Origin of the sequence: Nonomuraea sp. NPDC050478 (genome assembly GCF_044458265.1) — a bacterium.
GTDB lineage: Bacteria > Actinomycetota > Actinomycetes > Streptosporangiales > Streptosporangiaceae > Nonomuraea > Nonomuraea ferruginea.
Genome location: NZ_JBITHT010000006.1, coordinates 716,598 through 737,537, shown reverse-complemented (window position 1 = coordinate 737,537; position 20,940 = coordinate 716,598). Strand labels below are relative to the sequence as shown.

The window sequence follows — 20,940 nt, the reverse complement described above, 5'->3', positions numbered from 1 at the left end:
GCGTTGTGTGATCTTATTGTCGCGGCATGACCCCCGCCCCGGGCTCGCCCGGTGACGTCCTGACGCTCATCAGCGCAGGCTCTGCCACGACCCGTTCCGATCTCGCCCGGCTCACCGGCCTGGCCCGCTCCACGATCTCGCAACGGGTGGACGCGCTGATCGAACGCGGGCTGGTCGAGGAGACCGAGAGCGGCGAGTCCACCGGCGGACGGCCGCCGCGCCAGCTCCGCCTGCACGCCGAGGAGCACGCGTTCGCCGGCGTCGACCTGGGCGCCACCCACTGCCGGATCGCGCTCATGGACATGACCGGCGACCTGCTCGCCCAGTGCGAGGACTCGCTGCTCATCGGCGAAGGCCCGGAGAAGGTCCTGGCCCACGTCGACGGGCGGATCGACCGGCTGCTCGCCGAGGCGGGCCGGCCCAGGGCGGCGCTGCGGGTGATCGGCATGGGTGTGCCGGGGCCGGTCGAGTTCGCCACCGGCCGGCCCAACAACCCGCCGATCATGCCCGGCTGGAACGACTACCCGATCCCCGACTACTTCCCCGGCGTCGACGTCCTGGTCGACAACGACGTGAACGTGATGGCGCTCGGCGAGCACCGCAACGCCTTCCCGGCGGCCCGCCACCTGCTGTTCGTCAAGGTCGGCACCGGCATCGGCTGCGGCATCGTGGCCGAGGGCACCCTCCACAGGGGCGCCCAGGGCTCGGCCGGCGACATCGGCCACATCCGCGTCAGCGGCCACGAGGAGTCCGGCTGCCGGTGCGGCAACAGCGCCTGCCTGGAGGCGGTGGCGGGCGGCGCGGCGGTGGCGCGCCGGCTCACCGAGCTCGGCGTCCCCGCCGAGACGGGCGCCGACGTCGTCGCCCTGGTCCAGGCCGGCAACACCCAGGCGCTGCGGTTGGTCCGGGAGGCCGGACGGCTCATCGGCGAGGTGCTCGCCAGCCTGGTCAACTTCTTCAACCCCGAGGCCATCGTCATCGGCGGCGCGCTCTCCCGCGTCCACGAGCACCTGCTCGCGGGCATCAGGGAGACGATCTACCGCCGCTCGCTGCCGCTGGCCACCCACCATCTGTCGATCGTGCCGAGTCGCATGGGAGTCGACGCCGCGGTCATGGGCGCCGGAATCCTGGCGATCGAGCACTACCTGTCCCCGGACAACATCAACAAGATCGTCAACGCCTGAAAGGGAGCCCCATGCTCGTCATGAGGGGCATCGTCAAGCAGTTCCCCGGCGTGCGCGCGCTCGACGGCGTGGACCTCGACGTGCGGGCGGGAGAAGTGCACTGCCTGCTGGGCCAGAACGGCGCCGGCAAGTCCACGCTCATCAAGGTCATGGCGGGCGTGCACCAGCCGGACGAGGGCACGGTCGAGTTCAACGGTCAGCGGGTCCGCCCGTCCGGTCCCAACGACGCGATCAAGCTCGGCTTCGCCACCATCTACCAGGAGCTCGACCTGGTCGACGGGCTCAGCGTGACCGACAACGTCTTCCTCGGCCACGAGCACGCCAGGCTCGGCTTCGTCAACCGGGCCGCGGGCAACCGGGCCGCCCGCCAGGTGCTCGAACGCCTCGGCCACCCCGAGATCCGCCCCACCACCGAGGTGGGCCGTCTGTCCCCGGCCGCCAAGCAGGTCGTGTCCATGGCCAGGGCGCTGTCCCACGACGCCCGGCTGATCATCATGGACGAGCCGTCGGCCGCGCTCGCCCACGACGAGGTGGCCAACCTCTTCCGCATCATCCGCGAGCTGACGAGCCAGGGCGTGGCCGTGGTCTACATCTCCCACCGGCTGGAGGAGATCCGCGAGATCGGCGACCGCGTCACCGTGCTGAAGGACGGCCGCACCGTCGCGGTGGGGCTGCCCGCCCGCGACACCCCCACCTCCCAGATCGTCTCGCTGATGACCGGCAGGAACGTCGAGTACGTGTTCCCGCCGCGGCCGGAGGCGCCCGCCGACGGGCCGCCCGGCGAGGAGGTGCTGCGGGTCGAGGGGCTCACCTCCCCGGGCGCGTTCCGCGACGTGTCCTTCTCGGTGCGCGCCGGCGAGATCGTCGGGCTGGCTGGCCTGGTCGGCTCCGGGCGCTCGGAGATCCTCGAAGCCGTGTACGGGGCGCGCCCGTCCTCCGGCCGGGTGGTGCTCTCCGGCAAGCAGGTACGGAAGAGCGTCGTCGGCAACGTGCGCCGGGGCATGGGCCTGGCCCCCGAGGAACGCAAGGCCCAGGCGCTGCTGCTGGACCAGAGCGTCACGGCCAACATCACCCTGGGCAGCCTGCCCGGGTTCGCGAAGTTCGGCTGGCTGGACCGTACCCGGGAGAGGGCGGAGGCCGAGCGGCTGGCCAAGGCACTCGACATCCGCCCGCCCGACCCGGAGCGGCCCGTCAAGACGCTGTCGGGCGGCAACCAGCAGAAGGCGGTGCTCGCCCGCTGGCTGCTCGGCAGCCGCAAGCTGCTCCTGCTCGACGAGCCGACCCGGGGCGTCGACGTGGGCGCCAGGGCGGAGCTGTACGCGGTCATCCGCGACCTGGCCGACCGCGGCATCGGCGTGCTGCTGGTCTCCAGTGAGGTGCCTGAGGTGCTGGGCCTCGCCGACCGCGTGCTGGTGCTGCGCGAAGGGTCGGTCATCCACGAGGGCGACGCCCGCGAGCTCGACGAGCACCTCGTACTCGACATGATCATGAACGGGAGGGCGGCCTGATGAGCGACCCCACGAAACCACGGTCGGACACCGGGCCGCCAGGCATCGCGCTGCCTGGGCGGGCAGGCGGCAACCCGCTCGGCAGGCTGACCGAGGCCGGCCACATGGGCCTGCTGGTGGCGATCGCGCTGCTCGTCGTCGTCGGCCTGGTGACCAAGCCGGCCGCTTTCGCCACCACCTCGAACCTGGTCAGCATCCTGTCGCTGGCCGCCACCATCGGCGTCATCACGGTCGGCGCCACGTTCGTCATCATCGGCGGCGGCATCGACCTGTCGGTCGGCGCGATCATGGCGCTGGCCTCGGTGTGGGCGACGACGGTGGCCACCCAGGAGTTCGGCCCGGTCGTCATGGCGATCTGCGCCATCCTGGTCGGCACCGGGACCGGGCTGGTCAACGGGGTGCTCATCGCCTACGGGCGGCTGGTGCCGTTCATCGCCACCCTGGCCATGCTGGTCGCCGCCCGCGGGCTCGCCCAGCGCATGTCCGACCGCAAGACGCAGCTCATCCAGCCGGAGAACTCCGCCATCGTCGAGCTGTCGACCACGCGGGTGCTCGGCGTCCCGCTGCTGGTCTACATCTTCGCGCTGGTCGTGGCGCTCGGCTGGGTGCTGCTCAACCGCACCACGTTCGGCCGCCGCACCTACGCCGTCGGCGGCAACCCCGAGGCGGCCCGGCTCGCCGGCATCGACGTGCGCCGGCACACCATGCTGCTCTACGCGCTGTCGGGGCTGTGCTGCGGCATCGCCGCGGTCCTCATCATGGCCCGCACCACCACGGGCTCGTCCACCCACGGCGACCTGTACGAGCTGGACGCGATCGCCGCCGTCATCATCGGCGGCACCCTGCTCACCGGCGGCCGGGGCACGATCATCGGATCGATCCTCGGCCTGCTCATCTTCACGCTCATCACGAACCTGTTCATCCTCAACGGGCTCAACACCAGTGACCAACTGATCGCCAAGGGCCTGATCATCGTCGTCGCCGTCCTCCTCCAGCGGCGGAACTTGAAGGAGAGAGCACCATGAGTGAAAACGTCGCGCGCCGGGGTTTCCTGATCGGCGGGCTCGGCGGAGCCGCGCTGCTGGCGGCCGGCTGCACCAGCAACGAGCCGTCCGCCGCGCCGACCTCGGCCGCCCCCGCGCCCACCCAGGCGGCCGGCGGCAACGACGAGCCCGGCACCAAGGTGACCATCGGCTTCTCCGCCCCCGCCGCCGACCACGGCTGGATCGCGGCCATCGCCAAGAACGCCGAAGCCACCGCCGGGCAGTTCTCGGACGTCGAGTTCCAGGCCGTCGAGCCCACCAACGACATCAACCAGCAGATCTCCGCGGTCGAGTCGCTCATCGCCGCGAAGGTGAACGCGCTGGTCATCCTGCCCAACGACGGCCAGCAGCTGAACCAGATCGCGCTGCGGGCCACCGAGGCCGGCATCCCCGTGGTCAACCTGGACCGGATCTTCCCCGACAAGCTCGCCTACCGCACCTGGATCGGCGGCGACAACTACGGCATGGGCGTGGCCGCCGGCCACTACATCGGCACCGCGCTCAAGGAGAAGAACGTCTCGAACCCGGTCATCGTCGAGATCCAGGGCATCGCCACCCTCCCGTTGACCCAGGACCGCAGCAAGGGCTTCGCCGACGCGCTCAAGACGTACGGCTTCGAGGTCACCGCCCAGCAGGACGCGCAGTTCACCGTCGAGACCGGCAACGAGGTCGCCACCTCGCTGCTGCAGGCCCACAGCAAGATCGACGCGCTCTGGAACCACGACGACGACCAGGGCGTCGGCGTGCTCGCCGCCATCAGCGAGGCCGGCCGGGACGAGTTCATCATGGTCGGCGGGGCCGGCTCGGCCAACGCCATGCGGGCGATCAAGGAGGACAACACGGTCCTGAAGGCCACCGTCACCTACAGCCCGACCATGGCCTCCTCCGCGATCAAGCTCGCCCGCCTGATCGCCCAAGGGAAGGGCATGAGTGATCTCGTGGAGAACCAGGTTCCCCAGTCGATCACGCTGGCATCCGAGACCATTACCAAGGAGAACGTCGAGCAGTATCTGCCACTCGGCTTCGAATCCTGATCGGGGGTTGCATGTCAGACAGAACCGTCGGCGTCGGCATGATCGGCTATGCCTTCATGGGCCGCGTCCATTCCCAGGCCTGGCGCAACGTCGCCGCCTTCTTCGACCTGCCCGTCACGCCCCGCATGCGGGTCATCGCGGGCCGGTCGAAGGACGCCACAGAGGCGGCGGCCGAGCGGCTGGGCTGGGACGAGGCGGTGACCGACTGGCGGGAGGTGGTCGGGCGGGCGGACGTCGACGTGGTCGACATCTGCACGCCCGGCGACACGCACGCCGAGATCGCCATCGCCGCACTCCGCGCCGGCAAGCACGTCATCTGTGAGAAGCCGCTCGCCAACACCGTGCCCGAGGCCGAGGCCATGGCGGCGGCCGCCGCCTCGGCCACCGGCAAGAGCATGGTGGCGTTCAACTACCGGCGGGTGCCCGCCATCGCGCTGGCCCGCCGCCTGGTGGAGGAGGGCCGGCTCGGCGAGATCCGCCACGTGCGCGCCCAGTACCTCCAGGACTGGATCGTCGACCCGGACTTCCCGCTGGTGTGGCGGCTGCGGAAGGACAAGGCCGGCTCGGGCGCGCTCGGCGACATCGGCGCGCACATCATCGACGCCGCCCAGTTCATCGCCGGCCAGCACCTCGTCGGGGTGTCCGCGCTGACCGAGACGTTCATCAAGGAGCGGCCGCTGGCCGAAGGCTCTGCGGGCCTGGCCGCCAGCGGCGGCTCCGGCAGGGGAGCCGTCACGGTCGACGACGCCGCCCTGTTCGTCGGACGGCTGTCCGGCGGGGCGCTCGGCTCGTTCGAGGCCACCCGGTTCGCCACCGGCCGCAAGAACGCGCTGCGGATCGAGCTCAACGGCTCGCTCGGCAGCCTCGCCTTCGACTTCGAGGCGATGAACGAGCTGTGGGTCAGCGACGGCGGGCGCGGCTTCGAGCGCATCCTCGTCACCGAACCCGACCATCCGTACGTGGGCGCGTGGTGGCCGCCCGGCCACGGCCTCGGCTACGAGCACACGTTCACCCACGAGATCAAGGACTTCCTGGAGGCCATCGGCCAGGGCGCCGATCCCACGCCGTCGTTCGCCGACGGGCTGCGCGTCCAGCGCGTGCTCGCCGCCGTCGAGCGCAGCGCGGCCGACGGCAGCCGCTACACCACCGTGGAGGACTGATGAGACCCGTCACGCTGTTCACCGGCCAGTGGGCCGACCTGCCGTTCGAGGAGGTGTGCCGGCTCGCCGCCGAATGGGGCTACGACGGACTGGAGATCGCCTGCTCGGGCGACCACTTCGACGTCGCCCAGGCCGTCTCCGACCCGTCGTACGTCGAGCAGAAGCGCGCCCAGCTCGACAAGCACGGCCTGAAGGTGTGGACCATCTCCCACCACCTCGTGGGCCAGGCCGTCTGCGACCACCCGATCGACGCGCGGCACAAGGCGATCCTGCCCGCCCGCATCTGGGGGAACGGCGACCCCGAGTCGGTGCGCCAGGCCGCCGCCGAGGAGATGAAGAACACCGCCAGGGCCGCCGCCCTGCTCGGCGTCGACACCGTCGTCGGCTTCACCGGCTCGTCCATCTGGCACACCGTCGCGATGTTCCCGCCCGTGCCCGCCTCCATGGTGGACGCCGGCTACCAGGACTTCGCCGACCGGTGGAACCCGATCATGGACGTGTTCGACGAGGTCGGCGTGCGGTTCGCGCTGGAGGTGCACCCGAGCGAGATCGCCTACGACTACCACACCACCGTGCGCACCCTGGAGGCCATCGGCCACCGGCCCGCGTTCGGGCTCAACTGGGACCCGTCCCACATGGTGTGGCAGGACCTCGACCCGGTGGCGTTCATCCTCGACTTCGCCGACCGCATCTACCACGTCGACTGCAAGGACACCCGCGTCCGCGTCGGCGACGGCCGCCGCGGCCGCCTGTCGTCGCACCTGCCGTGGGCGGACATGCGGCGCGGCTGGGACTTCGTCTCCACCGGCCGCGGCGACGTGCCGTGGGAAGACTGCTTCCGCGCGCTGAACTCCATCGGGTACGAGGGACCGATCTCGATCGAGTGGGAGGACGCCGGGATGGACCGGCTCGACGGGGCCAGGGAGGCGCTGTCGTACATCCGCACCATGAACTCGATCACCCCGCCGACGGCTGCCTTCGACGCGGCCTTCAGCAGCGGCTGACCATCGGGCGAGGGCCTCGGACCCGAGGCCCTCGCCCGCCGCTGACCGTCAGTGAAGAATTGGAAACCCTCGGTGTTTGACACGAGGGGCGTTAGCGGACAAACAAGGGCATGAGAAGAATCGCATCCATGCTCCTGGCCGCCGCATGCGCGACGTCCGTCGTCGTCCTGCCCGCCGCGGCGACGGCCCAGGCGGAGGGCGTCGACGTGGACCGGAGTGACACCCCTCCGGCGGACTGGCTCGACCAGCTGCGCCAGGCGACGGCGAAGTACAAGGACCCGAAGGTCGCCGAGCAGGACGGGTACGAAAGGGCCGACGATTGCTGGGAGTTCCCGTACACGCTGCCCGGCGGTGAGCGGCTCGGCGGCATGGGCTACCACTACGCCAACACGCGGCTCATCGAGGACCCGAAAATCGAGCTGATGCGTCCGGAGATCCTCGTGTACGTGCCCGACGGCCACGGCGGGCGGGAGCTGGGGGCTGTCGAATACTTCCAGCGCGACAGGGACCAGCGCATCGCGACCGTCGACGACCGGCCCACGCTGCTCGGGCACGAGTTCCAGGGGCCGATGGGGCCGCACGTGGACGGCATGCCCATCCACTACGACCTGCACCTCTGGATCTTCAAGGAGAATCCGAAGGGCATGTTCGAGCAGTGGAACCCGAGCGTGAAGTGCCCGGCCGGCGCGACCCACGGCCATGGCTGAGACCTCCTGCGGCCGCCGGTGCCCGGGACGATCCACCCGGGCGCCGGCGACCGAAACCGCGATCAGTCCATGATGACGATCTGGCGCAGCACCTCGCCGCTCTTCAGCGCGGCCACCGCGTCGTTGAGGTCGGCGAGCTTGATGCGGGAGCTGATCAGCGACTCCAGGTCGAGCTGCCCGGCCTTGTAGAGCTTGGCGAAGTACGGGAAGTCATGGCGGACGTCCGCTTCCCCGTACAGGCTCGACAGCAGGTTCTTGCCCTCGAACAGCAGGCTGAAGGCGGAGATCGAGACCATGTCGTCGGCCGCGCCCGCGCCGACCACGATCACGTCGCCGCCCGCGCGGGTGATCTGCCAGGCCGACTGGATGGTGGCCGACTTGCCGACGACCTCGAAGCCGTAGTCGAAGCCGGCGCCGCCGGTGAGCTCGGCCAGCGCGCCCGGCACGCCCTCGGGGGTGACCGCGTGGGTGGCGCCGACCTTCTTGGCCAGCTCGTGCTTGGACTCCAGCGGGTCGATCGCGAGGATCGTGCGGGCGCCGGAGATGCGCGCGCCCTGGATCACCGACAGGCCGACGCCGCCGCAGCCGATCACCGCGACCGTCGAGCCGGGGCGCACCCTGGCGGTGTTGATCGCGGCGCCCACGCCGGTGGTGATGCCGCAGCCGATCAGCGCCGCCGCCTCCCACGACACCTCGGGGTCGATCTTCACGACGCCCACCGACGGGACCACGATCTCCTCGGCCCAGGTGCCGCAGCCGGCCATGCCGAAGGCGGTGGTGCCGCCGCCGAAGCGGAAGTTGCCCTTGGTGAACGACTCGATGATGTACTTCATGCACAGGAAGGGCTGGCCGCCCAGGCACAGGTCGCACTCCTGGCAGGCCGGCCGCCAGCTGATCACCACGTGGTCGCCCGGCTGGACCGAGCCGACGTGCTCGCCGACCTCCACCACCTCGCCCGCGCCCTCATGGCCGGGGATCAGCGGCACGGGTTGCGGCAGCACGCCGGTCATGGCCGACAGGTCGGAATGGCAGACGCCCGTCGCCTTGATCCGTACGCGGACGTCACCCGGCCCGACGGGGGCCAGCGTGATGTCGTCGCGGATGTCCAGCTTGTCGTCGCCTACGGCGTGCAGGAGAGCTGCGCGCATGGTTTCCTCCTCCGGCTAATCCTCAAGGGAGAGGGCGGCTTTGGGGCAGGACCGCACCGCGTGGCGGACGCGGTCGAGCATCTCGGGGGGTGGTTCGGGGAGCAGGATGTGGAGCTGGTCGTCGTCATCCAGCTCGAAGACCTCGGGCGCGAGGCCCATGCAGACGGCGTTGGCCTCGCAGACCAGCTCGTCGACACTGACTTTCACGTGATTCTCCGGTGATCCCATGAGACCACTTTGACAGGCTCGACCACGTAGGCGAGCCGCTTGCGCCCGGTGTGCTCCACGTAGGGACGCAGCTGCTCGTCGGCCACGCCGGGAGTCATCCGGCGGGCCACCCGCATGCCGACGTCGAGCACGTCCTCAGGGCTGTCCTGCGGCGTGACCCGCCCGTACACCAGCACCCCGCGCAGCTCGCTGTAGTCGTCGCCCAGCTCGACCAGGCAGCTCACCCGCGGATCGCGGGCCAGGTTGAGCGCCTTCTGCGACTTGGCGTACGTCCAGAACGTGATCCTGCCCTTGTCGTCCAGGCCGTAGAACATGGTCACGAGGTGGGGCGTGCCGTCGGCGTTGATGGTGGCCAGCTGGAGCTTACGTCCCGCTTCCAGGAACGCGGCGACCTCTTCCTCGGACATGGAGATGCGAGCGCGCTGATTCACGCTGCCAAGTAGAACAGGTTGCATAATGGCGGGCAAGGGGTCGCCCGAATAAGATTCGGTGCCGTTAGGGTGCTGGGCATGACGATGCCGCCCGCGCTGCTCTACGCAGCTGAGCACGCCAAGGGGTTCATGCCCGCGCAGGAGGGCCTGGCCCTGTACGAGGTGGCTCGGACGTACGGGACCCGCGGGCCGATCTGCGAGATCGGCACCTACTGCGGCAAGTCGGCGATCTATCTCGGCGCCGCCGCCCGCGAGGCCGGCTCCGTGGTCGTCACCGTCGACCACCACCGCGGCTCCGAGGAGATCCAGCCCGGCTGGGCGCACCACGACCCGACGCTGGTCGACCTGCGCTTCGGCAAGATGGACTCCCTGCCGACGTTCCGCGCCACGATCGCGGCCGCCGGGCTGGAGGACGAGGTGATCGCGATCGTCGGGCACTCGGACCGGGTGGCGAAGCTGTGGACGACGCCGCTCGGCATGCTGTTCATCGACGGCGGCCACTCCGAGGAGCCGGTGACCCGCGACTACGAGGGCTGGGCGCCGCACGTCATGCCCGGCGGGGCGCTCGTCTTCCACGACATCTACCCCGACCCCGCCGACGGCGGCCAGGCGCCCTACCGCGTCTACCTGCGGGCGCTGGAGTCCGGGGCGTTCGCCGAGGTCGGCGTGACGGGCTCGCTGCGCGTCCTGGAACGCGTCGCCGACGGCATCTAGCGCGCCGGGTCAGGCCGGCTGGTGGCGGCGCAGCCAGAGGCGGCGGGTGTGCGCCTGCCAGGCGAGGAACTCCTCGTGGCCGCACGGGTCGTCCGGGAGGGTCAGCAGCGCCCGGTCGGCCCAGGCGACGGCCTCCTCGGCCGTGCCGCCCGCCAGGATCGGCGCCGCCTGCGCCACGTGGTCCGGCAGGTGCCCCGCCTGTGCCCTTGCCGTCGCGGCGAACGCGCAGCCCTGCGCCAGGTGGGAGCGGAAGCCGTCGGCGCCCGCGTGCTCGGTCAGCCACCACAGCTCGTCGGCCTCCGCGCCGCCGGTGTAGGCGGCGGCGAAGCCCACGCCGCTCCACAGCGCCGCCCGCCGCGCCACCGGATAGGCGGCGATCCTGGCCGCCACGTCGTCGGGCGAGGCGCAGTCGTGATACCAGAGCAGCCGCCCCAGCCCCTGGTCGAACAGCGCGCAGTGGGCCCGCGACAGCAGGTCGGGCATGGCCCGCTCGCCCACCATCCGGTCGGCCCGCGCCATGCTCCACTGGAACCCGAACCCGTCGAGCGCCAGCCAGCGCAGCAGCGGGTGGGCCCGCCGGGCGGCGCGCACCGGCCGCATCCGCAGCATGGCGTAGCCGCGGCCGGCGCCCAGATGGGCGGCGAACGCGTGGTGCGCGGCGGGGCCGGCCAGTAGCTCGCGAAGGCGCCGGCCCCGGGTCAGGGTGACCAGATCGAGCACCGCGCACGCGGCCCCCGCCCCTTCGTAGGCGAAGGCCAGCTGATCACGGGAGATGTCCTCGATCCGTTCGACATTCCGTGAGACGACCGCGTTGAAGCCGGTGAGGTAGGACTTCTCCGCGCCTTCGATGACGGCCCTGGAGGCCGGCCGGGTGAGCCGGAACCTCCGCCTGCTCAGGTCCGATTCGCTCGGATCCCTCGACAGCAGCCGCCGCCATCCTCGGGCCGGGCTCGCCACCGGCTCGGTTCCGGCGTGCTCCAAGAACGATGTCGTGCCCGTGTCGCCCACGCTTCCCCCGAAGACGCCTCGTACGGTCGCTCCCGAAGCTAGTAACCGCATTGGGCGCTTTCACGGAGCCGCACGGGCCTCGCGCGCAAAGACGCGGCAAAACCGCTTGCGCGTCACGCCCGCGCGGGCGTACAGCCGCACAGCTCCGGGCGGCCGGTGAGGCCGGACGGCGCGGCGGTGTCGCGGAAGATCCCGCCCCCGCCGGTGAGCCCCTGCAGGGCGTCCGCGGCCAGGATCACGGCCGCGGACGTGTAGCCGGAACGCTCGTACGGGAAGTGCTTGCGGTTGGCGAACTGCCAGCCCGTCCAGTACGAGCCGTCCTCGTGCCGCAGGTGCTGCATGTCGGCGAAGAGCGCGACCGCGCGGTCACGGTCGCCCAGCGCGTCCAGGGCCAGCGCCAGCTCGCACGTCTCCGCGCCGGTCACCCACGGCTGGTCCGACACGCAGCGGATGCCGAGCCCGGGGACCACGAACGTGCCCCACTCCCGCTCCAGCAGCTCGAAGGCGGCCTGGCCGCGCACCGCGCCGCCGAGCACGGGGTAGTACCAGTCCATCGAGTAGCGGCTCTTGTCGGCGAACGCCTCCGGGTGCGCGGCGAGCACGTGCGCCAGCCGGTCGGCGGCCAGCTCCCAGTGCGGCTGCGGGTCGCCCAGGCGGTCGGCCAGCAGCACCCCGCAGCGCAGCCCCTGGTGGATGGAGGCGCAGCCGGTCAGCAGCGCGTAGGTGGCCGACCGGCCGTGCGCGTCGCGCTCCCAGACGATCTCGCCGCGCTCGGTCTGCAGCCCCGCCACGTAGTCGAGCGCCGCCTTGGCCATCGGCCAGCGCTCCTCGGCGAAGGCCCGCTCGCCGGTCACCAGCCAGTGGTGCCAGAGCCCGACCGCGATGTAGGCGGCGTGGTTGGACTCGCCGCCGCGCTCCACCGCGGCGTCGCCGACCACCTTCATCGGCCAGGAGCCGTCCTCGCGCTGGTGCGCCGCCAGCCAGGCGTAGCCCCGCTCGACCGGCTCGCGCAGCCCGGCGACGGCCATGGCCATCAGGCACTCGATGTGGTTCCACGCGTCGACGTGTCCTTCGGGCCAGGGCACGCCCCCGTCGTCCTGCTGGATGGCCGCGATGCTCTCGGCCGTCTGTACGACCTGCTCGCGCGAGATCACGCCTCGGGCTTCCGCACGTAGAGCACGACGCTCTTGCCGATGATCGGGTTCAGCAGAGCCTCGGCGATCCTGGTGGCGGGAGGGCGCTTCATGATGTCCCACACGAGCAGCTCGTGGTACGCCTTCGCCAGCGGGTTGTCGTCGTTGTTGACGCCGACGGCGCACTTGATCCACCAGTAGGGGGCGTGCAGGCCGTGGGCGTGGTGGTGCGGGCCGATGACGAACCCGGTGGACTTCAGCTTGGCCGACAGCTCGGCCAGCGTGTAGATGCGCACGTGCCCGCCGGGGGCCGTGTGGTAGTCCTCGTCCAGCGCCCAGCAGATGCGCTCGGGCAGGAAGCTCGGCACCGTGATCGCGGCCGTGCCGCCGGGCCTCAGCACCCGGAAGATCTCCCGCATCGCCGTCATGTCGTCCGGGATGTGCTCCAGCACCTCGGCGGCGATCACGCGGTCGAAGCTCGCGTCCTCGAACGGCATGTCGAGCGCGGTGCCCTGGACGGTCTCGCCGGTGCCCCCGCCGGGCACCTCGCCCGCCTTGTCCATCGCCGCGAACATCGCCGCCACGCTGTCCAGCTCGGTCTGGTCCATGTCGAAGGCGACCACGTTCGCGCCGCGGCGCAGCACCTCGAAGGCGTGCCGGCCACCGCCGCACCCCAGGTCGAGCACGCGCACCCCAGGGCCCACGGGCAGCCGGTCGAAGTCGACGGTCAGCACGAGAAACGTTCTCCTGTCTTCGGACGGGCGATCAGCGGGACCGGCGGGCGGCGATGGCCTCCCGGTAGGCCTCGACGGTCTTCTTGGCGACCACGTGCCAGGTGTAGCGCTCCATGACCCGGTCGTAGCCGGCCCGGCCCACCCGCTCGCGCTCCTCCGGCGAGTCGTGCAGCCGGCGCAGCACCGCGGCCAGCTCCTCGGCGTCGCCCGGCGACACCTGGACCGCGGCGTCGCCCACGACCTCCGGCAGCGCCCCCGTACGGCTGGCCACCAGCGGCGTGCCGCAGGCCATGTGCTCGACGGCGGGCAGTGAGAACCCTTCGTACAGCGAGGGGACGACCGAGATCTCCGAGGTGGCGATCAGCTCGCCCAGCTCGTCGTCGGAGATCCCGTGCACGAACCGGACCCGGTCCTGCAGCGACAGCTCCTGCACGAGCTGCTCGGTGGGCCCGCCGGGGGTCGGCCGGCTCACCACGGTGAGGTTGACGTCGCGCTCGGTGGCCAGCTTGGCGACGGCCCGCAGCAGCGTGGCGACCCCTTTCATCGGGGAGTCGGCGCTGGCCACGGCCACGATCGAGCCTTTGCGGCGGGGCTTGTCCGGGCGGGGGTGGAAGTAGCGGGTGTCGACGCCGAGCGGGATCAGGCGCATGTTGGCCTGCGGCACGTTGAAGTCGCGGTGGATGTCGGCCAGCGACGACTCGCTGACCGTCAGGATCGGGTTCAGCCGGGGGGCCACTTTGGCCTGCATCTTCACGAACCCGTACCAGCGGCGCATGGTCAGCTTCTTGACGCCCTGGGCGGCCTCCAGCTCGATGCGCCGGTCCACGCTGATCGGGTGGTGGATGGTGCCGACCACCGGGAACAGCTTCTGGATGCCGAGCAGGCCGTAGCCGAGGGTCTGGTTGTCCTGCACCACGTCGAAGTCGCCGACGCGCTTCTTCAGCTCGCGGTGGGCGCGCAGGGTGAAGGTGAGCGGCTCGGGGAAGCCCGCGGTCCACATGGTGCCGACCTCCAGGAGGTCGATCCAGTCGCGGTACTCGCCGAGTCTGGGGGTGCGGAACGGGTCCTCGTCGCGGTAGAGGTCGAGGCTGGGCACCTTGCGCAGGATGACGCCCTCGTCGAGCTCGGGGTACGGCTGGCCGGAGAACACCTCGACGTGGTGGCCGAGCGCGACCAGCTCGCGGCTCAGGTGGCGGAGGTAGACGCCCTGGCCGCCGCAGGTGGGCTTGCTGCGGTAGGACAGCAGCGCGATCCGCAGCGAGTCCGTGCTCACGGACACCCCTTTCTCCGCCGGTAGGCCCGGAACGCGGGCGTGTACCGTGAAAGATGACCTTAGTCCGAGAAGGCTACCATTCGGTAGGTCATCTGGAATGGTTCACAGTCACACGGACAAGCCGTGCGAACTGCGGCATTAGCCTGACCGAGCGTTGTTCGGTGGAACGTGTTCTAGATAGTATTCCCCGGGTAGGCGAGAGTTGGAGGACCCTTGGCCAGGCGCGCTCTGATCACCGGCATCACCGGCCAGGACGGTTCCTATCTGGCGGAGCACCTGCTCGATCAGGGCTACGAGGTATGGGGGCTGGCCCGCGGCCAGGCCAACCCGCGCGTGTCGCGCATCCGCAAGCTTCTGGCCGACGTCCACCTCGTCAGGGGCGACCTGCTCGACCAGGGCTCGCTGATCTCCGCGGTGGAACGCGTTCAGCCGGACGAGGTCTACAACCTCGGCGCGATCTCGTTCGTGCCGATGTCGTGGGAGCAGGCCGAGCTGACGGCCGAGGTCACCGGGATGGGCGTGCTGCGCGTCCTGGAGGCCATCCGGGTGTGCTCCGGCGTCTCACGCGGCGGGCGCCCGTCGGGCGGGCAGATCCGCTTCTACCAGGCCTCCTCCTCGGAGATGTTCGGCCAGGTCGGCGAGACCCCGCAGAACGAGAGCACCGGTTTCCACCCGCGCTCGCCGTACGGGGTCGCCAAGACGTACGGGCACTTCCTCACGCAGAACTATCGCGAGTCGTACGGGATGTTCGCGGTCTCCGGCATCCTGTTCAACCACGAGTCGCCCCGGCGCGGGGCCGAGTTCGTCACCCGCAAGGTCTCGCTCGGGGTGGCCCGCATCAAGCTCGGCCTGGCCGGCGAGCTGCGGCTGGGCAACCTGGAGGCGCGGCGCGACTGGGGGTTCGCCGGCGACTACGTGCGCGCCATGCACCTCATGCTCCAGGCTGATAAGCCCGAGGACTACGTGATAGGCACCGGGCGGATGAAGTCCGTCAGGGAGCTGGCCGAGGCCGCGTTCGCGGCGGCGGGGCTCGACTGGGAGCGGTACGTGGTCACCGACCAGGCGCTGCACCGGCCCGCCGAGGTCGACCTGCTGTGCGCGGACCCGAAGAAGGCCAGGGTGCAGCTCGGCTGGGAGCCGACGGTGTCGTTCGACGAGCTGGTGGCGATGATGGTCGAGTCGGACCTGCGGCTGCTGACCGACGGCGGCGACCCCGACCAGGAGTCCTCCTGGCCGTGACGGGTCACAAGGCGGCGGCGCGGTAGGCGGCGGGGGTGAGCCCGAAGCAGCGGCCGAACCAGCGCGTCAGATGGCTCTGGTCGGCGAACCCGGTGAGCGCCGCCACCTCGCCGATCGGGGTCCCGCCCGCGATCAGCCGTCGCGCCTCCCGCAGCCTGAGCAGGCGCTGGTAGTCGCTGGGCGCCATCCCGTAGGCGGCGCGGAACGCCCGGTAGACGGCGAACCTGCTGGTGCCCGCCTCCCTGGCCAGGTCGTCGGCCGTCACGTCGTCGAGCGGGCGGTCACGCAGCACCGCCCTGACCCTGGCCGCCACCCCGCCGGAGCCGCCCGCCACGGTGACCGCCCCGGTGGCCGCGCGCCGTACCAGCGCCCTGACCGTGTCGGCGAGCAGCTCGTCGCGGCGCAGCGCGGGCGCGCCGCCGAGCAGGGCCGCGTGCAGCGCGCGCAGGGCGGCGGCGAGCGCCGGGTCGTGCACCACCGGCTCCGCGAACAGCGGCAGGCCCGTGCGGCGGCCCGCCAGGTCGTCGAGCACCTCCGACATCAGGCCGGGGCCGAGATGGACGATGCGGTAGGTGAAGCCGAGGGCGTCGGTGGGCCGGCCGTCGTGCGGGTCGTCGGGGTTGAAGGCCATGACCATGCCCGGGGTGCTCGTGTGCGCCGACCCCCGGCAGGTGAACGACTGCGCGCCGTCCTCGGTCATGCCGAACGAGTAGGTCTCGTGGCTGTGCCGGTGGTAGACGTGGCGCGCGAAGTGGGCGTGCATGGCCTCGATCGGCCGGTCGGGAGACCTCCAGTAGCGGGACCATTCACGTGCCACGCCTCCGATTCTATTGACAAACAGTGTTTTTACGTAAAGGATGATTTTTGCGATGAGAGAAGTCCTGTATCTGGAAGAGATCGAGCAGGCCGAGGCGCTGCTCAAGCCGCAGCGCGTCGAGGTGCTGCGGCAGCTCGCCGAGCCGCGCACCTGCAGCGAGGTCGCGGCCCGGCTCGGTCAGACCCCGCAGCGGGTCTATTACCACGTCAAGCGGCTGGTGGACGCGGGGCTGGTCGACCAGGTGGCCGAGCGCAAGGTGCGCGGCATCAGCGAGGGCATCTACCAGGCCGGCGCCCGCTCCTACTGGCTGTCGCCGCGCCTGGTGGGCCGCATCGGGCTGACCAGGGCACGCGACGAGCTCAGCCTCGGCTACCTGCTCGACCTCATGGAGGAGGTCCAGGCCGACATCGCCGCGCTCGACAGGACCGCCCCGGAGCTGCCGTCCATCGGCCTGTCCGGCGAGATCCACGTACGGCCGGAGCAGCGGCAGGAGTTCCTCGACGACCTGCAGACCGTGATGCGGGACCTGTTCACGCGCTACGGGGGAGCCGAAGGCGACGCCTTCAAGCTCGCCCTCGCCTGTTACCCCAAGGGAGAGAGCCCATGATCATTCGTGCCCGCGTGCAGGCCCCGGTCAAGGAGGTCCGGCACGCCCTCACCGACCCCGCCGCGCTGCGCGTCTGGCTCGCCGAGCACGCCGAGGTGGAGCTGCCCGACCGCTACGCCTTCTGGGGCCGCCACACCCCCGAGGGCGACGCGCCGCACCAGCGGCTGCTGCACGCCGACGACCGTACGGTCCGGTTCGCCTGGACGCTGGACGGCGTCGAGACGACCACCGAGCTCCGGCTGGAGGAGGAGGGGCCCGAGACCACGATCGTCACGGTCGAGCAGAGCCATTTCAGCATGGAGGAGGCGCTGGCGGAGAGCTCGATCAGGGGAGTGCTGCAGACGTACTGGTGCCTGGCGCTGACCAACCTGGCCGAGCACTTCGAGGGCCGCGAGCTCACCCCGAAGATCGACTTCACCGCCACCGGCGACCTGCGCGCCTCGGTCCTGGTCGACGCGTCCCCGGAGCAGGTGTTCCACTCGCTGATCGACTCCGAGTCGGCCACCCGCTGGTTCGGCTACCCGATCGAGATCGAGCCGCACGTCGGCGGGCGGTTCGCGATGGGCCGGATCGAGAACAACCCCCACCCGGCCAAGATCCTGGAGCTGGAGACCGACCGCAAGGTCAGCGTCGACTGGGGCGCCACCGGCGTCGGCACCTGGGAGCTGGAGGGCACCGGCGGCAAGACCCGGCTCACCATGATCCAGAGCGGCTTCGACCGCCCGCCCTTCGCCGCCTGGGGAGGCAACCTCGCCGGGCTGGCCGAGCTGCGCCGCTACCACGAGGTGCCCGGCTGGCAGCCGGTGCTGGCCGGATAGCCGCACCAGCGTTCAAGACCCCGGGGGGGCGGTGACGGCAGCCTGGACGCCATGCGTTTCGACACGAAGATCGGCATCGTGGTCCGCGACGACCTGGCCACCTGGCAGAAACTGAACGTCACCGCCTTCCTCGCGAGCGCCGTGGCCGGCGGCGCGCCGGAGACGATCGGGGAGCCGTACGAGGACGGGTCGGGCAACGCTTACCTGCCGATGTTCCGCCAGCCGGTGCTCGTCTACACGGCCGGCTCGCTCGCCTCGGTCCGTGAGAAGGCCGTGGCGCGGGGGTTGCGGGTGGCGGTCTACATCGAGGAGATGTTCAAGACGGGCCACGACGACGCCAACCGGGCCGCCGTGCGCGCGGTGGCGGCGCCGGACCTGCAGCTCGTCGGCCTGGCGGTGTACGGCCCCAAGAACGCCGTGGACAAAACCCTCAAGGGCCTCCACCTGCACCCGTGACGTCCTGTGGACGGCCGTCGCCCATCCACAGAACCCCGCTCACCTCCCGCTTTGCGCGGGCCACCGGTGCACCCTGAACCCATGACCGCCTCCACATCGTCTGAACCCGCGGACCGTACTCACGGTGAGTCTGACGATGCTTCCTGGAGGCCACGGGAGCCGCAGCCCCGTTTCGGCCCGGCGGTTCAGCCGGTCCCGCAGAAGGAGCGCAAGCGGGCAGGGGCGCGCGAACGGGTCCTCCTGCTGGTCCAGGCCCGGCGGGTCACGCGGGCGATTCCCGAGGCCGTGGTGTGCCGGGCGAGCGCGGCACGCGTCTGGGGCGTGGAGACGTCGCACCCCCTCGGCACGCTGCAACCCCTGGAGCTGATCACCCCGGAAGGGCTGGACGCTCCCGGCTGCGTCACCTATCCGGCGGCCCTGCTCGCCGGCGACGTCACCCACCATGCCGGCATCCGCGTCACCACCCCCGCCAGGACCGCCTTCGACTGCGCCCACTGGCTGCCCAGGGCCGAGGCGGTGGTGGTGCTTGACCAGTTCCTGCGCCGGGGCGTCGACCTCGGCCCGCTGTGGCACCGCACCCTTTCCGGCCGCGCCCGTGACGTGCTCACCCTCGCCGACCGGCGGGCCGCGTCCCCGAGGGAGAGCCTGCTGAGGATGATGCTCGCCGACTGCGGGCTGCCCAGACCCGCTCCGCAGCTCCGCGTCACTCTCCCCGGAGGCCGCCACGCCTGCCTGGACCTCGGATGGGAGGCCTACAAGGTGGCGGTCGAGTACGACGGCCGCGAGCATCACACCACCCCCGCCGACCGCCGCCATGACGAGTCGCGCCGGGAGGAGCTGCGCGGCCTCGGCTGGCGGATCGTCGTCGCGGGCCCCGACGTCATCCCCGGCCGGGCCGCCGACCTCCTGGAGGCCGTGGCCAACGCCCTGATCGAGGGCGGGTGGCAGCCGGGCCCCGAGGGCATGGTGCGGATCCTCGCCCGCATCCGCGCCACCCGCCGCCCCCGCACCTCCCGCCGCGGCAGGTGGTACGGGTAGAACCCCCTTTACGTGGCGCGTTCGGGGTCATCCACGGAGAACGGTGACCTGGCGGCCGGACGGGGTGGTCGCCTCCTCGAAGGCGCCTCTCTGGTTCCATGGCGCGGCCTCGGGGCGCCGGTCGAAGATCACCAGGACGCCGGTGGTGAGGCTGAGCCGGTCCAGGTAGCCGTCGAGCTGGGCCAGCCCTTCGGTCAGCGGGTCGTCCTTGCCTGCTCGCCAGACCTTCAGCTCCATCGCTTCGCGCTGCACCAGGCGTTCGCCGTCCGGGCCGGTGTAGGGCCAGCGGACGAGCACGTCGAGGCGTTTGGTGCCGGCGGCGTACTCGCGATCGAGGTAGCCGCCGCCGTTGACCAGGCGGTGCAGGAAGGCCATGAGGATGATCTGGCAGGCGGCCTCGTGGTAGTTCTCCTGACGGATGAGCACCTCGCCGTGCTCGCGCCAGAAGACCACGAACTCCTCCAGCAGCCGGGGCAGGTCGAACCGGCCGTCCGGCAGCACGAAACTCCGCGGATCCGCGCGCACGTTCTGTTGCGACGAATCGCCCAGCACGCGCAGGATGACCTCCCGGTAGATCGGGTTGGCCACCTCCAGCGGGGGTTTCTGCTTGATCAGCCCCAGGTCACGGACGTAGGACAGATCGTCGGACAAGGCGGAGTCGGTGTAGAGGTCGCCGGCCACGATCGGTTCCATCACCCGCTTGACCCGGGGCTCGTGCAACCGCGCCATCAGAGAGTCCAGGTGCATGGCCCGCGCCCGGATCAGCCGCTCCTTGGCCTCATCCACCCGCGCGACGGTGACGGCATCGGTCACCCCCATCTCCACGATGATCTCGTGGGCGAGGGCGTTGACCAGCCATGGCTGTCCTTGGGTCAGCTCGAAGGCCCGGTCGACGGCGTCCTTGGTGAACTCCTGTCCGGTCGCCTCCGTGTGCTGTTCGTACAGTTCGCCGATCTGGCCGGCGGTGAAGTCGCCCAGGCGCAGCGACTTGGTGACGATGTTGAACGGGCTGATCGGGTTCGACCGGTCGGCGTCGCCGCCGCAGGCGACCTTGTAGTCACGCACGTCGCGCAGCCCGCACAGCACCACGGACGCGGGAAACGGACGCCCCTTCGGCCGCGAGTTGTGACCGTCACGGAGCTGACTGAGGATGCTGATCATGCTGTTGCCCTGGAGGGCGTCGATCTCGTCCAGGAGCAGCACCACCCGGCGCGGGCTGCGGCGGCACCATTCACGCAACGCCGCACGGAGCCGGCTGCCGGGAGAGGAGTGCGGCCAGGGATCCGGCGGCAGCAGCTCCTCCGGCCATCCCGACCACTCGGCGGCGTCGCGGAGGGAATCCAGCAGCAGCGACTCCGCGAGGGCGACGTCCTCGCCGGCGGCCTTGGCGGTCTCGCAGGAGAACATCAGGGCGGCGGTGTCACCCTCGGCGGTCAGCTCGGACGCCAGGGCTTCCAGCGCGGTCGTCTTGCCGGTCTGCCGGGGCGCGTGGACCACGAAGTACCGGTCCAGGTCGATCAGCGCCCGCGCCTCGGGAAGCCGCGGCGTGGGCGGGATCATGTAGTGAAGCCGGGGGTCACACGGACCGGCGGTGTTGAAGGTCTTCGCTGGGGGTGGTCGCATGGTCACATACTGTCACCACCCCTGTGTCGCGGA

General features: G+C 71.0%; 22 protein-coding genes. 13 read left to right on the top strand and 9 right to left on the bottom strand.

The genetic code is table 11. The annotated features are described in order from the left end of the window. Nucleotides 1-26: 26 nt before the first annotated feature. From ACIBF7_RS32550 to ACIBF7_RS32520, 7 genes are all read left to right on the top strand, one after another. Nucleotides 27-1,184 carry an ROK family transcriptional regulator gene (locus tag ACIBF7_RS32550; protein WP_148029375.1) on the top strand — a complete coding sequence of 386 codons (1,158 nt, stop codon included), beginning with the start codon at nucleotides 27-29 and terminating at the stop codon, nucleotides 1,182-1,184. An 11-nt stretch (nucleotides 1,185-1,195) separates the two neighbouring features. Next, the gene (locus tag ACIBF7_RS32545) at nucleotides 1,196-2,692 is read left to right on the top strand and encodes a sugar ABC transporter ATP-binding protein (RefSeq protein WP_271276602.1); all 1,497 of its coding nucleotides are present in this window, start codon (nucleotides 1,196-1,198) and stop codon (nucleotides 2,690-2,692) included. Next, nucleotides 2,692-3,717, top strand: coding sequence for an ABC transporter permease (locus tag ACIBF7_RS32540; protein ID WP_148029377.1), 1,026 nt, complete (start codon nucleotides 2,692-2,694; stop codon nucleotides 3,715-3,717). The genes ACIBF7_RS32545 and ACIBF7_RS32540 overlap by 1 nt, the downstream gene beginning before the upstream one ends. Further along, nucleotides 3,714-4,769 (top strand): substrate-binding domain-containing protein, encoded by a 1,056-nt coding sequence (locus ACIBF7_RS32535; protein ID WP_148029378.1) that lies wholly within the window; start codon nucleotides 3,714-3,716, stop codon nucleotides 4,767-4,769. Before ACIBF7_RS32540 ends, ACIBF7_RS32535 begins: the two co-directional genes overlap by 4 nt. Nucleotides 4,770-4,780: 11 nt before the next feature. After that, nucleotides 4,781-5,929 (top strand): Gfo/Idh/MocA family protein, encoded by a 1,149-nt coding sequence (locus tag ACIBF7_RS32530; RefSeq protein WP_187280958.1) that lies wholly within the window; start codon nucleotides 4,781-4,783, stop codon nucleotides 5,927-5,929. Beyond that, a complete protein-coding gene (locus ACIBF7_RS32525) occupies nucleotides 5,926-6,933 on the top strand; it encodes a sugar phosphate isomerase/epimerase (protein WP_148034296.1) in 1,008 nt (335 codons plus the stop codon). The genes ACIBF7_RS32530 and ACIBF7_RS32525 overlap by 4 nt, the downstream gene beginning before the upstream one ends. A 110-nt stretch (nucleotides 6,934-7,043) precedes the next feature. After that, a complete protein-coding gene (locus ACIBF7_RS32520) occupies nucleotides 7,044-7,640 on the top strand; it encodes a hypothetical protein (RefSeq protein ID WP_148029379.1) in 597 nt (198 codons plus the stop codon). Between the two features lie 62 nt (nucleotides 7,641-7,702). On the opposite strand, the gene ACIBF7_RS32515 is transcribed toward ACIBF7_RS32520, so the two are convergent. Genes ACIBF7_RS32515 through ACIBF7_RS32505 form a run of 3 tightly spaced genes read right to left on the bottom strand, consistent with a single transcriptional unit; the run spans nucleotide 7,703 to nucleotide 9,447 of the window. After that, the gene (locus ACIBF7_RS32515) at nucleotides 7,703-8,788 is read right to left on the bottom strand and encodes a Zn-dependent alcohol dehydrogenase (RefSeq protein WP_148029380.1); all 1,086 of its coding nucleotides are present in this window, start codon (nucleotides 8,786-8,788) and stop codon (nucleotides 7,703-7,705) included. A 15-nt stretch (nucleotides 8,789-8,803) separates the two neighbouring features. Continuing rightward, on the bottom strand, nucleotides 8,804-8,995 hold the full coding sequence (locus tag ACIBF7_RS32510) for a ferredoxin (protein WP_148029381.1): 192 nt from the start codon (nucleotides 8,993-8,995) through the stop codon (nucleotides 8,804-8,806). Then, nucleotides 8,992-9,447, bottom strand: a complete 456-nt coding sequence (locus tag ACIBF7_RS32505; protein ID WP_148029382.1) for a pyridoxamine 5'-phosphate oxidase family protein — start codon at nucleotides 9,445-9,447, stop codon at nucleotides 8,992-8,994. The genes ACIBF7_RS32510 and ACIBF7_RS32505 overlap by 4 nt, the downstream gene beginning before the upstream one ends. A gap of 78 nt (nucleotides 9,448-9,525) precedes the next feature. Between ACIBF7_RS32505 and ACIBF7_RS32500 the strand changes: the two genes are divergently transcribed. Beyond that, a complete protein-coding gene (locus ACIBF7_RS32500; RefSeq protein WP_187280959.1) occupies nucleotides 9,526-10,161 on the top strand; it encodes a class I SAM-dependent methyltransferase in 636 nt (211 codons plus the stop codon). Nucleotides 10,162-10,170: 9 nt separating this feature from the next. Here the strand turns inward: ACIBF7_RS32500 and ACIBF7_RS32495 are convergent, their stop codons facing one another. From ACIBF7_RS32495 to ACIBF7_RS32480, 4 genes are all read right to left on the bottom strand, one after another. Continuing rightward, complete coding sequence (locus ACIBF7_RS32495; protein WP_187280960.1) at nucleotides 10,171-11,142, bottom strand: DUF1702 family protein; 972 nt, start codon at nucleotides 11,140-11,142, stop codon at nucleotides 10,171-10,173. 140 nt (nucleotides 11,143-11,282) lie between these two features. Beyond that, the gene (locus tag ACIBF7_RS32490) at nucleotides 11,283-12,323 is read right to left on the bottom strand and encodes a prenyltransferase (RefSeq protein ID WP_148029384.1); all 1,041 of its coding nucleotides are present in this window, start codon (nucleotides 12,321-12,323) and stop codon (nucleotides 11,283-11,285) included. After that, entirely contained in the window at nucleotides 12,320-13,036 is a 717-nt protein-coding gene (locus ACIBF7_RS32485) for a class I SAM-dependent methyltransferase (RefSeq protein ID WP_148029385.1), read from the bottom strand. Before ACIBF7_RS32485 ends, ACIBF7_RS32490 begins: the two co-directional genes overlap by 4 nt. A 31-nt stretch (nucleotides 13,037-13,067) precedes the next feature. Further along, complete coding sequence (locus ACIBF7_RS32480; protein ID WP_372452505.1) at nucleotides 13,068-14,309, bottom strand: glycosyltransferase family 4 protein; 1,242 nt, start codon at nucleotides 14,307-14,309, stop codon at nucleotides 13,068-13,070. Between the two features lie 213 nt (nucleotides 14,310-14,522). On the opposite strand from ACIBF7_RS32480, the gene ACIBF7_RS32475 reads away from it, so the two are divergent. After that, nucleotides 14,523-15,548: a GDP-mannose 4,6-dehydratase gene (locus ACIBF7_RS32475; RefSeq protein ID WP_148029387.1), complete on the top strand. Its 1,026-nt coding sequence runs from the start codon at nucleotides 14,523-14,525 to the stop codon at nucleotides 15,546-15,548. Nucleotides 15,549-15,552: 4 nt separating this feature from the next. Here the strand turns inward: ACIBF7_RS32475 and ACIBF7_RS32470 are convergent, their stop codons facing one another. Continuing rightward, nucleotides 15,553-16,365, bottom strand: a complete 813-nt coding sequence (locus ACIBF7_RS32470; protein ID WP_364236967.1) for an AraC family transcriptional regulator — start codon at nucleotides 16,363-16,365, stop codon at nucleotides 15,553-15,555. A gap of 52 nt (nucleotides 16,366-16,417) precedes the next feature. Between ACIBF7_RS32470 and ACIBF7_RS32465 the strand changes: the two genes are divergently transcribed. From ACIBF7_RS32465 to ACIBF7_RS32450, 4 genes are all read left to right on the top strand, one after another. Continuing rightward, entirely contained in the window at nucleotides 16,418-16,972 is a 555-nt protein-coding gene (locus tag ACIBF7_RS32465; RefSeq protein WP_148029388.1) for a helix-turn-helix domain-containing protein, read from the top strand. Beyond that, entirely contained in the window at nucleotides 16,969-17,790 is an 822-nt protein-coding gene (locus ACIBF7_RS32460; protein ID WP_397198832.1) for an SRPBCC family protein, read from the top strand. Before ACIBF7_RS32465 ends, ACIBF7_RS32460 begins: the two co-directional genes overlap by 4 nt. Nucleotides 17,791-17,841: 51 nt before the next feature. After that, complete coding sequence (locus ACIBF7_RS32455; RefSeq protein ID WP_148029390.1) at nucleotides 17,842-18,246, top strand: DUF2000 family protein; 405 nt, start codon at nucleotides 17,842-17,844, stop codon at nucleotides 18,244-18,246. Nucleotides 18,247-18,567: 321 nt separating this feature from the next. After that, nucleotides 18,568-19,284 carry a hypothetical protein gene (locus tag ACIBF7_RS32450; protein WP_271279967.1) on the top strand — a complete coding sequence of 239 codons (717 nt, stop codon included), beginning with the start codon at nucleotides 18,568-18,570 and terminating at the stop codon, nucleotides 19,282-19,284. Nucleotides 19,285-19,311: 27 nt separating this feature from the next. On the opposite strand, the gene ACIBF7_RS32445 is transcribed toward ACIBF7_RS32450, so the two are convergent. Next, complete coding sequence (locus tag ACIBF7_RS32445; protein ID WP_397198831.1) at nucleotides 19,312-20,907, bottom strand: ATP-binding protein; 1,596 nt, start codon at nucleotides 20,905-20,907, stop codon at nucleotides 19,312-19,314. Nucleotides 20,908-20,940 lie beyond the last annotated feature (33 nt).